This is a genomic window from Isoptericola halotolerans, from assembly GCF_045689585.1.
GTDB lineage: Bacteria > Actinomycetota > Actinomycetes > Actinomycetales > Cellulomonadaceae > Isoptericola > Isoptericola halotolerans_B.
This window is the reverse complement of the sequence record NZ_CP140108.1, coordinates 172,437-185,776: the sequence shown is the minus strand read 5'-3', so window position 1 is coordinate 185,776 and position 13,340 is coordinate 172,437. Positions and strand designations below refer to the sequence as shown.

General features: G+C 67.1%; 22 protein-coding genes. All 22 read left to right on the top strand.

Annotation, left to right across the window (positions count from 1 at the left end; genetic code table 11):
• Positions 1-63: 63 nt before the first annotated feature.
• The 22 genes from rpsL to rplR all read left to right on the top strand — a co-directional run bounded on the left by rpsL (position 64) and on the right by rplR (position 13,305).
• Positions 64-438: a 30S ribosomal protein S12 gene (rpsL, locus tag UQW22_RS00940; protein WP_106267324.1), complete on the top strand. Its 375-nt coding sequence runs from the start codon at positions 64-66 to the stop codon at positions 436-438.
• Entirely contained in the window at positions 438-908 is a 471-nt protein-coding gene (rpsG, locus tag UQW22_RS00935; protein ID WP_407318975.1) for a 30S ribosomal protein S7, read from the top strand. Before rpsL ends, rpsG begins: the two co-directional genes overlap by 1 nt.
• A gap of 113 nt (positions 909-1,021) precedes the next feature.
• Positions 1,022-3,124, top strand: coding sequence for an elongation factor G (gene fusA / locus UQW22_RS00930; RefSeq protein WP_407318974.1), 2,103 nt, complete (start codon positions 1,022-1,024; stop codon positions 3,122-3,124).
• A 126-nt stretch (positions 3,125-3,250) separates the two neighbouring features.
• Positions 3,251-4,447 carry an elongation factor Tu gene (tuf, locus tag UQW22_RS00925; protein ID WP_407318973.1) on the top strand — a complete coding sequence of 399 codons (1,197 nt, stop codon included), beginning with the start codon at positions 3,251-3,253 and terminating at the stop codon, positions 4,445-4,447.
• A gap of 472 nt (positions 4,448-4,919) precedes the next feature.
• Positions 4,920-5,228: a 30S ribosomal protein S10 gene (gene rpsJ / locus UQW22_RS00920; protein WP_013837837.1), complete on the top strand. Its 309-nt coding sequence runs from the start codon at positions 4,920-4,922 to the stop codon at positions 5,226-5,228.
• A gap of 11 nt (positions 5,229-5,239) precedes the next feature.
• Positions 5,240-5,893 carry a 50S ribosomal protein L3 gene (gene rplC, locus UQW22_RS00915; RefSeq protein WP_407318972.1) on the top strand — a complete coding sequence of 218 codons (654 nt, stop codon included), beginning with the start codon at positions 5,240-5,242 and terminating at the stop codon, positions 5,891-5,893.
• Between the two features lie 5 nt (positions 5,894-5,898).
• Complete coding sequence (rplD, locus tag UQW22_RS00910; protein WP_407318971.1) at positions 5,899-6,603, top strand: 50S ribosomal protein L4; 705 nt, start codon at positions 5,899-5,901, stop codon at positions 6,601-6,603.
• Positions 6,600-6,902 carry a 50S ribosomal protein L23 gene (rplW, locus tag UQW22_RS00905; protein ID WP_106267314.1) on the top strand — a complete coding sequence of 101 codons (303 nt, stop codon included), beginning with the start codon at positions 6,600-6,602 and terminating at the stop codon, positions 6,900-6,902. Before rplD ends, rplW begins: the two co-directional genes overlap by 4 nt.
• Before the next feature lie 31 nt (positions 6,903-6,933).
• Positions 6,934-7,770, top strand: a complete 837-nt coding sequence (gene rplB, locus UQW22_RS00900; protein WP_407318970.1) for a 50S ribosomal protein L2 — start codon at positions 6,934-6,936, stop codon at positions 7,768-7,770.
• A gap of 14 nt (positions 7,771-7,784) precedes the next feature.
• A complete protein-coding gene (gene rpsS / locus UQW22_RS00895; protein ID WP_075829208.1) occupies positions 7,785-8,066 on the top strand; it encodes a 30S ribosomal protein S19 in 282 nt (93 codons plus the stop codon).
• A 43-nt stretch (positions 8,067-8,109) separates the two neighbouring features.
• Entirely contained in the window at positions 8,110-8,478 is a 369-nt protein-coding gene (gene rplV, locus UQW22_RS00890) for a 50S ribosomal protein L22 (RefSeq protein ID WP_106267310.1), read from the top strand.
• Positions 8,478-9,329 (top strand): 30S ribosomal protein S3, encoded by an 852-nt coding sequence (gene rpsC, locus UQW22_RS00885; protein ID WP_407318969.1) that lies wholly within the window; start codon positions 8,478-8,480, stop codon positions 9,327-9,329. Before rplV ends, rpsC begins: the two co-directional genes overlap by 1 nt.
• Before the next feature lie 3 nt (positions 9,330-9,332).
• Complete coding sequence (gene rplP / locus UQW22_RS00880; protein ID WP_106267307.1) at positions 9,333-9,752, top strand: 50S ribosomal protein L16; 420 nt, start codon at positions 9,333-9,335, stop codon at positions 9,750-9,752.
• Entirely contained in the window at positions 9,752-9,991 is a 240-nt protein-coding gene (gene rpmC, locus UQW22_RS00875) for a 50S ribosomal protein L29 (protein WP_106267305.1), read from the top strand. Before rplP ends, rpmC begins: the two co-directional genes overlap by 1 nt.
• 7 nt (positions 9,992-9,998) lie before the next feature.
• Positions 9,999-10,283 carry a 30S ribosomal protein S17 gene (rpsQ, locus tag UQW22_RS00870; protein ID WP_407318968.1) on the top strand — a complete coding sequence of 95 codons (285 nt, stop codon included), beginning with the start codon at positions 9,999-10,001 and terminating at the stop codon, positions 10,281-10,283.
• 133 nt (positions 10,284-10,416) lie between these two features.
• The gene (rplN, locus tag UQW22_RS00865) at positions 10,417-10,785 is read left to right on the top strand and encodes a 50S ribosomal protein L14 (RefSeq protein WP_106267302.1); all 369 of its coding nucleotides are present in this window, start codon (positions 10,417-10,419) and stop codon (positions 10,783-10,785) included.
• A gap of 2 nt (positions 10,786-10,787) precedes the next feature.
• On the top strand, positions 10,788-11,129 hold the full coding sequence (gene rplX, locus UQW22_RS00860; protein ID WP_407318967.1) for a 50S ribosomal protein L24: 342 nt from the start codon (positions 10,788-10,790) through the stop codon (positions 11,127-11,129).
• Positions 11,129-11,713 (top strand): 50S ribosomal protein L5, encoded by a 585-nt coding sequence (rplE, locus tag UQW22_RS00855; protein WP_407318966.1) that lies wholly within the window; start codon positions 11,129-11,131, stop codon positions 11,711-11,713. Before rplX ends, rplE begins: the two co-directional genes overlap by 1 nt.
• 1 nt (position 11,714) lies before the next feature.
• Positions 11,715-11,900 carry a type Z 30S ribosomal protein S14 gene (locus tag UQW22_RS00850; protein WP_013837851.1) on the top strand — a complete coding sequence of 62 codons (186 nt, stop codon included), beginning with the start codon at positions 11,715-11,717 and terminating at the stop codon, positions 11,898-11,900.
• A gap of 79 nt (positions 11,901-11,979) precedes the next feature.
• Positions 11,980-12,378 (top strand): 30S ribosomal protein S8, encoded by a 399-nt coding sequence (gene rpsH, locus UQW22_RS00845; RefSeq protein WP_171782456.1) that lies wholly within the window; start codon positions 11,980-11,982, stop codon positions 12,376-12,378.
• 19 nt (positions 12,379-12,397) lie between these two features.
• Entirely contained in the window at positions 12,398-12,934 is a 537-nt protein-coding gene (rplF, locus tag UQW22_RS00840) for a 50S ribosomal protein L6 (RefSeq protein ID WP_407318965.1), read from the top strand.
• Complete coding sequence (gene rplR, locus UQW22_RS00835) at positions 12,934-13,305, top strand: 50S ribosomal protein L18 (protein ID WP_407318964.1); 372 nt, start codon at positions 12,934-12,936, stop codon at positions 13,303-13,305. Before rplF ends, rplR begins: the two co-directional genes overlap by 1 nt.
• The last annotated feature ends 35 nt before the right edge of the window (positions 13,306-13,340 follow it).

Here is a 13,340-nt window from a genome sequence, read left to right as displayed (position 1 = left end):
GCCAGACAGACCACCGTCGAGGGCCACGAGGCCCTCGTGAGCTCGAGAGACGACGGAGACGTAGTGCCTACGATCCAGCAGCTCGTCCGCAAGGGCCGGACCTCGAAGGCCGGGAAGTCCAAGACCCCGGCCCTCAAGGGTTCCCCTCAGCGGCGCGGCGTGTGCACCCGTGTGTACACCACCACCCCCAAGAAGCCGAACTCGGCGCTCCGCAAGGTCGCGCGTGTGAAGCTCTCCTCCGGCATCGAGGTCACGGCCTACATCCCCGGTGTCGGCCACAACCTCCAGGAGCACTCGATCGTGCTCGTGCGCGGCGGCCGTGTGAAGGACCTTCCCGGCGTCCGCTACAAGATCGTGCGCGGCGCGCTCGACACCCAGGGTGTCAAGGGCCGTCAGCAGGCGCGTTCCCGGTACGGCGCGAAGAAGGAGAAGGCCTGATGCCTCGCAAGGGTCCGGCCCCCAAGCGGCCGCTCATCGTCGACCCCGTCTACGGGTCGCCCGTCGTCACGCAGCTGATCAACAAGGTCCTGCTCGACGGCAAGAAGTCCACCGCCGAGTCGATCGTCTACGGCGCCCTTGAGGGCGTCCGTGACAAGACCGACCAGGACCCGGTCGTCGTCCTCAAGCGTGCGCTCGAGAACGTCCGTCCGGCCCTCGAGGTCCGCTCCCGCCGTGTCGGTGGTGCGACCTACCAGGTTCCGGTCGAGGTCCGTCCGTCGCGGTCGACCACGCTCGCGCTGCGCTGGCTCACCGACTTCTCGCGCGCCCGTCGTGAGAAGACGATGACCGAGCGGCTCATGAACGAGATCCTCGACGCCTCGAACGGCCTCGGTGCCGCGGTCAAGCGCCGCGAGGACATGCACAAGATGGCCGAGTCCAACAAGGCCTTCGCGCACTACCGCTGGTGATGCGCACGGACGACCTCGGGAGCTTCCCGGGGTCGTCCGCGGATCTGGAGCCGGCAGAGGCCGGGTCTCCGCACCGGTTCCCGACGTCCCACTGACCCGAGGGGTAAGACACCGTGGCACTCGACGTGCTGACCGACCTGAAGAAGGTCCGCAACATCGGCATCATGGCCCACATCGATGCCGGCAAGACCACCACCACCGAGCGCATCCTGTACTACACGGGTGTCAACTACAAGATCGGTGAGACGCACGACGGTGCGTCGACGATGGACTGGATGGAGCAGGAGCAGGAGCGCGGCATCACGATCACGTCCGCCGCGACGACCTGCTACTGGGGCGACAACCAGATCAACATCATCGACACCCCGGGGCACGTGGACTTCACCGTCGAGGTGGAGCGCTCGCTCCGCGTCCTCGACGGTGCCGTCGCCGTGTTCGACGGCAAGGAGGGCGTCGAGCCGCAGTCGGAGACCGTGTGGCGCCAGGCCGACAAGTACGACGTCCCGCGCATCTGCTTCGTCAACAAGATGGACAAGCTCGGTGCCGACTTCTACTTCACGGTCAAGACGATCGTCGAGCGCCTCAAGGCGAAGCCGCTGGTCATCCAGCTGCCGATCGGTGCCGAGAACGACTTCACCGGTGTCGTCGACCTGCTGCAGATGAAGGCGCTGGTCTGGCACGGCGAGACCAAGCTCGGCGAGACCTACGACGTCGAGGAGATCCCTGCCGACCTCCAGGCCAAGGCCGAGGAGTACCGCAACGAGCTCATCGAGGCCGTGGCGGAGTCGGACGAGGAGCTGCTCGAGAAGTACCTCGGCGGCGAAGAGCTGACGATCGACGAGATCAAGGGCGGCATCCGCAAGCTCGTCGTCAACTCGGAGGCCTTCCCGGTCCTCTGCGGCTCGGCGTTCAAGAACAAGGGCGTCCAGCCCATGCTCGACGCCGTGATCGACTACCTGCCCTCGCCGCTGGACGTCCCGCCCGTCCAGGGCCACGACGCCAAGGACGAGGAGAAGATCATCGAGCGTCACTCGGACGCCTCGGAGCCCTTCTCCGCCCTGGCGTTCAAGGTCGCGTCGCACCCGTTCTTCGGCAAGCTCACCTACGTCCGGGTGTACTCGGGCAAGGTCGAGCAGGGCGCTCAGGTCTACAACACGACCAAGGGCAAGAAGGAGCGCATCGGGAAGCTCTTCCAGATGCACTCCAACAAGGAGAACCCGGTCCCCGAGGCCCAGGCCGGCCACATCTACGCGTTCATCGGGCTCAAGGACACCACCACCGGTGACACCCTGAGCGCGTCGGACTCCCAGGTCATCCTCGAGTCGATGACCTTCCCGGAGCCGGTGATCGACGTGGCCATCGAGCCGAAGACCAAGGCGGACCAGGAGAAGCTCTCCACGGCGATCCAGAAGCTCGCCGAGGAGGACCCGACGTTCCGCGTCAAGCTGGACGAGGAGACCGGCCAGACCGTCATCGGCGGTATGGGCGAGCTCCACCTCGACATCCTCGTCGACCGCATGAAGCGGGAGTTCAAGGTCGAGGCCAACGTCGGCAAGCCGCAGGTCGCGTACCGCGAGACGATCCGTCGCAAGGCGGAGAAGATCGACTACACGCACAAGAAGCAGACCGGTGGCTCGGGTCAGTTCGCGAAGGTCCAGGTGACCTTCGAGCCGCTGGAGACCACGGAGGGCGAGCTCTACGAGTTCGCCAACGCGGTCACCGGCGGACGGATCCCGCGTGAGTACATCCCGTCGGTGGACGCCGGTATCCAGGCGGCCATGCAGCAGGGTGTGCTGGCCGGCTTCCCGGTGGTCGGCGTCAAGGCCACGCTCCTCGACGGTGCGTACCACGACGTCGACTCCTCGGAGATGGCGTTCAAGATCGCTGGCTCCATGGTGTTCAAGGAGGGCGTCCGCCGTGCCGACCCGGTGCTGCTGGAGCCCCTCATGGCTGTCGAGGTGCGGACGCCCGAGGAGTACATGGGCGACGTCATCGGCGACATCAACTCGCGGCGTGGACTGATCCAGTCCATGGAGGATGCCACGGGCGTCAAGGTCGTGCGCGCCCAGGTACCGTTGAGCGAGATGTTCGGGTACATCGGGGACCTGCGTTCCAAGACGCAGGGCCGCGCCGTGTACTCGATGCAGTTCGACAGCTACGGCGAGGTTCCCAAGGCCGTGGCTGACGAGATCATCAAGAAGACCCGGGGCGAGTGAGTCCCCACAGGTCGAACACCTGCACAACCATCAACCTGTAGGAAACCGCAACGCCCCGAGGGTTAGGCTTGATCGGCCGACACTCGCAACGTTCGGAACATCTACCCAAGTCCCAGGAGGACCCCAGTGGCTAAGGCCAAGTTCGAGCGGACCAAGCCGCACGTCAACATCGGCACCATCGGTCACGTCGACCACGGTAAGACGACGCTGACGGCCGCGATCTCGAAGACGCTCGCCGAGACGTACCCCGACCTTCCGTCGAACACGCTGAAGAACTTCGACGAGATCGATGCCGCGCCGGAGGAGAAGCAGCGCGGTATCACGATCAACATCGCGCACATCGAGTACGAGACGCCGAACCGTCACTACGCTCACGTGGACGCGCCGGGTCACGCCGACTACATCAAGAACATGATCACCGGTGCGGCGCAGATGGACGGCGCCATCCTCGTGGTCGCCGCGACGGACGGCCCGATGGCCCAGACGCGCGAGCACGTCCTCCTGGCCCGCCAGGTCGGCGTTCCCTACCTGCTCGTGGCGCTGAACAAGTCCGACATGGTCGAGGACGAGGAGCTCCTCGAGCTCGTCGAGATGGAGGTCCGCGAGCTGCTGTCGTCGCAGGAGTTCGACGGCGACAACGCTCCGGTCGTGCGCGTCTCCGGCCTCAAGGCCCTCGAGGGTGACCCCGAGTGGACCAAGAAGGTCCTGGAGCTCATGGAGGCCGTGGACGAGAACGTCCCGGAGCCCGTCCGCGAGCTCGACAAGCCGTTCCTCATGCCGATCGAGGACGTCTTCACGATCACCGGTCGTGGCACGGTCGTCACCGGCAAGGTGGCGCGTGGCACGCTCGACATCAACTCCGAGGTCGAGATCGTCGGTATCCGTTCGCCGCAGAAGACGACGGTCACCGGTATCGAGACGTTCCACAAGCAGATGGACCAGGCGCAGGCCGGCGACAACACCGGTCTCCTGCTGCGTGGTCTCAAGCGCGAGGACGTCGAGCGCGGTCAGGTCGTCGTGAAGCCGGGTTCGATCACCCCGCACACGAACTTCGAGGCGCAGGTCTACATCCTGGGCAAGGACGAGGGCGGCCGTCACAACCCGTTCTACTCGAACTACCGTCCGCAGTTCTACTTCCGGACCACGGACGTCACCGGCGTCATCACGCTGCCCGAGGGCACCGAGATGGTCATGCCGGGCGACAACACCGACATGTCGGTCGAGCTGATCCAGCCGATCGCCATGGAGGAGGGCCTCGGCTTCGCCATCCGTGAGGGTGGCCGCACGGTCGGCTCCGGCCGTGTCACCAAGATCATCAAGTGATCTGCTGATCGCTCGATGATCCTGGGGAGCTGAGCTCCACCGGTTCTCTGCCCGAGGCCCGGACCCCCTGCGGGGCCGGGCCTCGGGTGCGTCCGGGGTCACACCCGGAACGACTTGGCCTCCTGCCTCTTCGTATGGCAAGATGGTCAAGTTGCCTGTCACGGGCGCGTTCTTTCTCGTGTCGAACAGTGTGTAGCACCACGGTGCACGTCCCGGCCTTCTGGCCGTCGGCGGCGCCTGGAGCGGTCCCCCTCCTTCGAGGGGGTTCGTGGGGATGCCTGCTGTCGATACGCGGAACGCCCCCACGAGACACACGTCTCGGCAGGCTGGACATACGTCGTGGTCCGCGCAGCGGTCCACAATCAACGGCCCCGACGCCGCTCAGGTGTGCGCTCGAGCATGTCGCACTAGCGACACGCCCGAGCGCGGGGGTCGGACAGTAGCGGTTCGAGAGAGAGAGTCAGACGACGCCATGGCGGGACAGAAGATCCGCATCCGGCTCAAGTCCTACGACCACGAGGTCATCGACAGCTCGGCGCGCAAGATCGTCGACACGGTGACGCGCGCTGGTGCGACGGTCGTGGGTCCGGTGCCGCTGCCGACGGAGAAGAACGTCTTCACCGTCATCCGGTCGCCTCACAAGTACAAGGACAGCCGTGAGCACTTCGAGATGCGCACGCACAAGCGCCTGATCGACATCATCGATCCCACGCCGAAGGCGGTCGACTCGCTCATGCGCATCGACCTGCCGGCTGACGTGAACATCGAGATCAAGCTCTGAGGCTGGAGATCATGACCAACCAGCAGAAGAACATGACCGCGGTGCTCGGCACCAAGCTCGGCATGACGCAGACCTGGGACGACGCGGGCAAGCTCGTTCCCGTCACCGTCGTCGCCGTGCCCACGAACGTGGTGACGCAGGTCCGTGCCGCGGAGTCCGACGGCTACGCGGCCGTCCAGCTCGCCGCCGGGCAGATCGACCCGCGCAAGGTCACGAAGCCGCTCAAGGGCCACTTCGAGAAGGCCGGCGTCACGCCGCGCCGTCACGTCGTCGAGGTCCGTACCGACAACGCCGGTGAGTACACGACCGGTCAGGAGATCACCGCCGAGGCCTTCGAGGCCGGCGTCGTGGTCGACGTCGTCGGAACCACCAAGGGCAAGGGCACCGCCGGTGTGATGAAGCGTCACGGCTTCTCCGGCGTGGGCGCCTCGCACGGTGCGCACCGCAACCACCGCAAGCCGGGTTCGATCGGCGGCGCCTCCACGCCGTCGCGCGTGTTCAAGGGCATGCGGATGGCCGGTCGCATGGGCCACGCCCGCAAGACCGTCCAGAACCTGACCGTCCACGCGGTCGACGCGGAGAAGGGCCTGCTGCTCGTCAAGGGCGCGGTCCCGGGCCCCAAGGGCGGCATCGTCCTCGTCCGTACCGCCGCGAAGGGAGCCTGAGACAGATGGCTAACCTGAACGTCGACGTGCTCGACGCCACCGGCAAGAAGTCCGGCACGGCCGAGCTGCCCGCCGAGGTCTTCGACGTCGCCACGAACGTCCCGCTGATCCACCAGGTGGTCGTCGCCCAGCGTGCCGCGGCGCGCCAGGGCACGGCGTCCACCAAGACCCGCGGCGAGGTCCGCGGCGGTGGTCGCAAGCCGTACAAGCAGAAGGGCACCGGCCGCGCCCGTCAGGGTTCGACCCGCGCCCCGCAGTTCGCCGGCGGTGGCACGGTCCACGGACCGCAGCCGCGCAGCTACGACCAGCGGACCCCGAAGAAGATGAAGGCGGCCGCCCTGCGCGGTGCGCTGTCGGACCGCGCTCGCGCCGGTCGTGTGCACGTGGTGTCGGGCTTCGGCATCGACGGCGTGCCCTCGACCAAGACGGCCGTCAGCACGCTCGCCACGCTGACCGACCGCCGGCACGTGCTGGTCGTCACCGAGCGTTCGGACGAGCTGACCATCAAGTCGCTCCGCAACGTCGAGCAGGTCCACCTGCTCACGGCGGACCAGCTCAACACCTACGACGTGCTCGTCTCCGACGACATCGTCTTCACCTCGGGTGCGCTCGACGCGTTCCTGGCGGGCCCGGCCACGGGCAAGTCGGTGAAGGCCGTCGCTTCCGAGTCCGAGGCCGAGGCTGCGTCCGAGAAGGAGGCCACCAAGTGACCGCCGTGACGAAGGACCCGCGCGATATCCTGATCGCGCCGGTCGTCTCCGAGAAGTCCTACAACCTCCTCGACGAGGGCAAGTACACCTTCGTCGTGGACCCGGACGCCAACAAGACCGAGATCAAGATCGCGGTCGAGCAGGTCTTCGGTGTCAAGGTCGCCTCGGTGAACACGATCAACCGCAAGGGCAAGACGCGTCGTACGCGTTACGGCCTGGGCAAGCGCAAGGACACGAAGCGTGCGATCGTCACCCTCCGCGAGGGTTCGATCGACATCTTCGGCGGTCCGGTCGGCTGAGCCGGACGAGAGCAGATCGAGGACAACTTCCATGGGAATCCGTAAGCACAAGCCGACGACGCCCGGCCGCCGTGGCTCGAGCGTTGCCGACTTCGTCGAGATCACGCGCTCCGCGCCGGAGAAGTCGCTGGTTCGTCCGCTGTCGAAGACCGGCGGCCGCAACAACTCCGGCCGGATCACGACCCGCCACAAGGGTGGTGGCCACAAGCGCGCCTACCGAGTGATCGACTTCCGTCGTCACGACAAGGACGGCGTGCCGGCCAAGGTCGCGCACATCGAGTACGACCCGAACCGCACGGCGCGCATCGCGCTGCTGCACTACGCGGACGGCACGAAGCGCTACATCGTGGCGCCGAACAAGCTGTCGCAGGGCGACACCGTCGAGGCCGGTCCCGGCGCCGACATCAAGCCCGGCAACAACCTGCCGCTGCGCAACATCCCGACGGGTACCGTCATGCACGCCGTCGAGCTCCGCCCTGGTGGCGGCGCGAAGATCGCCCGCTCGGCGGGCGCCTCCGTGCAGCTCGTCGCGAAGGACGGCCCGTACGCCCAGCTGCGCATGCCGTCCGGCGAGATCCGCAACGTCGACCTCCGCTGCCGCGGCACGGTCGGCGAGGTCGGGAACGCCGAGCAGTCGAACATCAACTGGGGCAAGGCCGGCCGCAACCGGTGGAAGGGCATCCGCCCGACCGTCCGCGGTGTCGTCATGAACCCGGTCGACCACCCCCACGGTGGTGGTGAGGGCAAGACCTCCGGTGGTCGCCACCCGGTCAGCCCGTGGGGCCAGCCCGAGGGCCGGACCCGCCGCCCGAACAAGTCGAGCGATCGGATGATCGTCCGCCGTCGCCGCACCGGCAAGAAGCGCTGATAGGAGCCTGACAGATGCCTCGTAGCCTGAAGAAGGGCCCCTTCGTCGACGACCACCTCCAGAAGAAGGTGGACGCGCAGAACGAGAAGGGGACCAAGAACGTCATCAAGACCTGGTCCCGCCGGTCGGTCATCACGCCCGACTTCCTCGGCCACACCTTCGCCGTGCACGACGGGCGCAAGCACACCCCGGTCTTCGTGACCGAGGCCATGGTGGGCCACAAGCTCGGCGAGTTCGCTCCCACGCGGACCTTCCGCGGCCACGTGAAGGACGACAAGAAGGGCCGCCGCCGCTGAGCGGCGCGACCCTGACGGTCTGAGAAAAGGAAGCAGGACAGCAATGGAAGCCAAGGCGCAGGCGCGGTTCGTCCGTGTCACGCCCCAGAAGGCCCGGCGCGTCGTGGACCTCATCCGTGGCAAGCAGGCCGTCGAGGCCGTCGCGGTGCTGAAGTTCGCGCCGCAGGCCGCGAGCGAGCCGGTCCGCAAGGTCGTCGAGTCCGCTGTGGCGAATGCCCGGGTCAAGGCCGACCGCGCGAGCGAGCGCTTCGACGAGACCGAGTACGTGGTCTCCGAGGTGTACGTGGACGAGGGGCCGACGCTCAAGCGGTTCCGTCCGCGGGCGCAGGGGCGTGCGAGCCAGATCCTCAAGCGCACCAGCCACATCACCGTGGTCGTCGCACCGCGTGAGCAGAAGGAAGGGGCCCGATAGTGGGGCAGAAGATTCACCCGCACGGGTACCGCCTCGGCATCACCACCGACCACCGGTCGCGCTGGTTCGCCGACAGCACCAAGCCTGGTCAGCGGTACCGCGACTACGTCCGTGAGGACGTGGAGATCCGCAAGCTGATGAGCACGGGGCTCGAGCGGGCCGGCATCGCCAAGGTCGAGATCGAGCGCACCCGCGACCGCGTCCGCGTGGACATCCACACGGCGCGTCCGGGCATCGTCATCGGCCGCCGCGGCGCCGAGGCGGACCGCATCCGCGGTGAGCTCGAGAAGCTCACCGGCAAGCAGGTCCAGCTCAACATCCTCGAGGTCAAGAACGCGGAGATCGACGCGCAGCTCGTCGCGCAGGGCATCGCCGAGCAGCTGGCGAGCCGTGTCTCGTTCCGTCGTGCCATGCGCAAGGGCATCCAGTCCGCGCAGCGTGCCGGCGCGAAGGGCATCCGCGTCCAGGTCGCCGGTCGTCTCGGCGGCGCCGAGATGAGCCGGTCGGAGTTCTACCGCGAGGGGCGCGTGCCGCTGCACACCCTGCGCGCGAACATCGACTACGGCTTCTTCGAGGCCCGCACGACCTTCGGCCGGATCGGCGTGAAGGTCTGGATCTACAAGGGCGACATGACCGAGAAGGAGTTCGCCGCGCAGCAGGCTGCTGCCGGTCCTCGCCAGGGCCGTGGCGGAGCCCGCGGTGGCGAGCGCCGCGGCGGTCCCCGCCGCAACGACCGCAACGAGCGTCCGTCGCAGCCGAAGCAGCAGCCCGCTGCGGAGGCCCCCGCCGCGTCCGACGCGCCGGCCCCGGCCGAGCAGGCCGCGGCCCCCGAGTCCGGAACGGAGGCCTGAGTCATGCTGATCCCGCGCAGGCTCAAGCACCGCAAGCAGCACCACCCGAAGCGCTCCGGCATGGCCAAGGGTGGCACCACGATCTCGTTCGGCGACTACGGCATCCAGGCTCTCGAGCCCGCCTACGTCACCAACCGTCAGATCGAGGCTGCTCGTATCGCGATGACCCGCCACATCAAGCGTGGCGGCAAGGTCTGGATCAACATCTACCCGGACCGCCCGCTCACCAAGAAGCCGGCCGAGACCCGCATGGGTTCCGGTAAGGGTTCGCCCGAGTGGTGGGTCGCCAACGTCAAGCCCGGCCGCATCGTCTTCGAGCTGGCCGGAGTCCCCGAGGAGCTTGCTCGCGAGGCGCTGCGCCGCGCGATGCACAAGCTCCCGATGAAGTGCCGTTTCGTGGTGCGCGAAGGTGGTGCGAACTGATGGCAATCGGTACCCAGGGCCTGGCCCCGGCCGACCTCGACGGCTTCGACGACGAGACTCTCGTCGCGAAGCTCAAGGAGCAGAAGCAGGAGCTCTTCAACCTGCGCTTTCAGGCCGCCACCGGCCAGCTCGAGTCGCACGGCCGCCTCAAGGCGGTCAAGCGCGACATCGCGCGGATCTACACGGTCCTGCGCGAGCGCGAGCTCGGCATCCGTACGGCCCCGAGCGTGAGTGAGTGAGGCACTGATGAGCGAGAACACCGAGACGGTGACCACCGAGGAGCGGGCAACCCGCAAGGTGCGCCGCGGCTACGTCGTCAGCGACAAGATGGAGAAGACCATCGTCGTCGAGGTCGAGGACCGTGTGAAGCACCCCCTCTACGGCAAGGTCATGCGCCGTACCAACAAGGTCAAGGTGCACGACGAGCAGAACACCGCCGGCATCGGCGACCTGGTCGTCATCATGGAGACCCGCCCGCTGTCCGCGACCAAGCGGTGGCGCCTGGTGGAGATCCTCGAGAAGGCCAAGTAAGACAGTCCTTCCCGGTGGGGGCACGGTGTGACACACGTATGCGCCGGGTCCCCACCACAGCAACTATCCGTTCGGCAAGGCTCGCCCGGGAAAGCCCGGGCCGAGAACCGGCTCGACGACAGGAGATCAATCGATGATCCAGCAGGAGTCGCGACTGCGGGTCGCCGACAACACGGGTGCCAAGGAGATTCTCTGCATCCGCGTTCTCGGTGGATCCGGACGTCGCTACGCCGGTATCGGCGACACCATCGTCGCCACCGTCAAGGACGCGATCCCGGGCGGCAACGTGAAGAAGGGCGACGTGGTCAAGGCCGTCATCGTCCGGACCGTCAAGGAGCGCCGTCGTCCCGACGGTTCCTACATCAAGTTCGACGAGAACGCCGCCGTCATCCTCAAGACCGACGGCGAGCCGCGCGGTACGCGCATCTTCGGCCCGGTCGGGCGCGAGCTGCGCGACAAGCGGTTCATGAAGATCATCTCGTTGGCCCCGGAGGTGCTCTGACCATGGCGAAGATCAAGAAGGGCGACCAGGTCCAGGTGATCTCTGGTCGCGACAAGGGCCTGACGGGCCGTGTGCTGGAGGTGCTCACCGACAGCGACCGCGTCGTCGTCGAGGGCGTCCAGCGCGTGACCAAGCACGTGAAGGCCGGCCAGACGTCGCGTGGCACCCGCACGGGTGGCATCGAGACCGTCGAGGCGCCGATCCACGTCTCCAACGTGATGCTGGTCGACCCCGAGAGCAAGAAGCCGACCCGCGTCGGGTTCCGCCTCGAGGAGGTCGAGCAGGACGGTCGCACCCGCACGGTGCGCGTCCGCTACGCCAAGCGTTCCGGGAAGGACATCTGATGACCGAGACGACTCTCGACGAGGCGCTGGTGGCCCCCGCCGCGCCGCGCCTCAAGCAGAAGTACCGCGAGGAGATCCTCGCCGCGCTCCAGGAGGAGTTCGGTCACTCGAACCTCCACCAGGTCGCCGGTCTGACCAAGATCGTCGTCAACATGGGTGTCGGGGACGCGGCCAAGGACTCGAAGCTGATCGAGGGTGCGATCCGCGACCTGACCGCCATCACGGGTCAGAAGCCGCAGATCAACCGTGCGAAGAAGTCCATCGCGCAGTTCAAGCTGCGTGAGGGCATGCCGATCGGTGCGCACGTCACGCTGCGTGGCGACCGCATGTGGGAGTTCCTCGACCGGCTGCTGTCGATCGCGCTGCCGCGCATCCGTGACTTCCGCGGTCTGAGCCCGAAGCAGTTCGACGGGCACGGCAACTACACGTTCGGTCTCACGGAGCAGTCGATGTTCCACGAGATCGACCAGGACAAGATCGACCGGGTCCGCGGAATGGACATCACGGTCGTGACCACGGCGACGACCGACGACGAGGGCCGCTCCTTGCTGCGCCGTCTCGGTTTCCCTTTCAAGGAGAGCTGACATGGCGAAGAAGGCCCTGATCAACAAGGCGAACGCCAAGCCGAAGTTCGCCGTGCGCGCCTACACCCGGTGCCAGCGGTGCGGTCGTCCGCACTCGGTCTACCGCAAGTTCGGCCTGTGCCGGATCTGCCTGCGGGAGATGGCCCACCGTGGCGAGCTCCCCGGCGTCACCAAGAGCAGCTGGTAAAACAACTACGCCGTAGGTCCGTGCGGCGCTCCGAGGAGCGCCGCACGGATACCCCGGCGAGGAAGGGCTGGAGCCCGATATGACTATGACCGACCCGATCGCAGACATGCTGACGCGTCTGCGCAACGCGAACTCGGCGCACCACGACACGGTCACGATGCCGTTCTCGAAGCTGAAGTCGCGGATCGCGGACATCCTGCAGGCCGAGGGTTACATCACCGGCTGGACCGTCGAGGACGCGAAGGTGGGCAAAGACCTCACCATCAACCTCAAGTACGGCCCGAGCCGCGAGCGCGCCCTGACGGGCGTGCGCCGTGTGTCGAAGCCCGGCCTGCGTGTCTACGCGAAGTCCACCAATCTGCCCAAGGTCCTCGGCGGCCTCGGCGTGGCCATCCTGTCCACCTCTTCCGGCCTCCTGACCGACCGTCAGGCGCAGGACAAGGGTGTGGGCGGCGAAGTCCTCGCCTACGTCTGGTAATCGGAAAGGAGAGACGCCAATGTCTCGAATCGGCAAGCTCCCCGTTCCGGTCCCGGCCGGCGTGGACGTCACCATCAGCGGAGCACTCGTGACGGTGAAGGGCCCCAAGGGGTCCCTCGAGCACACGGTGCCCGCCCCCATCACGGTCGAGCAGGAGGACGGCACCCTCAAGGTCGCCCGTCCCGACGAAGAGCGTGAGTCCCGTGCCCTGCACGGCCTCACCCGCACCCTGCTGGCCAACATGATCACCGGCGTGACCAACGGCTACGAGAAGAAGCTCGAGATCGTCGGCACCGGTTACCGCGTGACCGCCAAGGGCAGCGACCTCGAGTTCGCCCTCGGCTTCTCGCACCCGGTGAAGGTCAGCGCCCCCGAGGGCATCACCTTCGCGGTCGAGAGCCCGACGAAGTTCTCGGTGTCCGGCATCGACAAGCAGCAGGTGGGCGAGGTCTCGGCGAACATCCGCAAGATCCGCAAGCCCGAGCCCTACAAGGGCAAGGGTGTGCGGTACGCCGACGAGGTCGTCCGTCGCAAGGTCGGAAAGGCTGGTAAGTGATGGCTCTCAAGGTTCTGGGCAAGGGCAAGAGCGTCGCTCGTCAGCGCCGTCACCTTCGCCTGCGCAAGAAGATCAAGGGCACTGCAGCGCGTCCGCGCCTCGTCGTGACCCGTTCGTCCCGCCACATGGTGGCCCAGGTCGTCGACGACACGGTCGGCAAGACCGTGGCCTCGGCCTCGACGCTCGAGGCCGACCTGCGCGCCTCGAACGACGACAAGACCGCCAAGGCCCGCAAGGTCGGCGAGCTCGTCGCCGAGCGTGCCAAGGCCGCCGGGATCGACGCCGTGGTCTTCGACCGCGGCGGCAACAAGTACCACGGTCGGGTGGCTGCGGTCGCCGACGGCGCCCGCGAAGGCGGTCTGGCGCTGTGATGACGACCACGTTCGCACGGAAGATGAGGATCCTC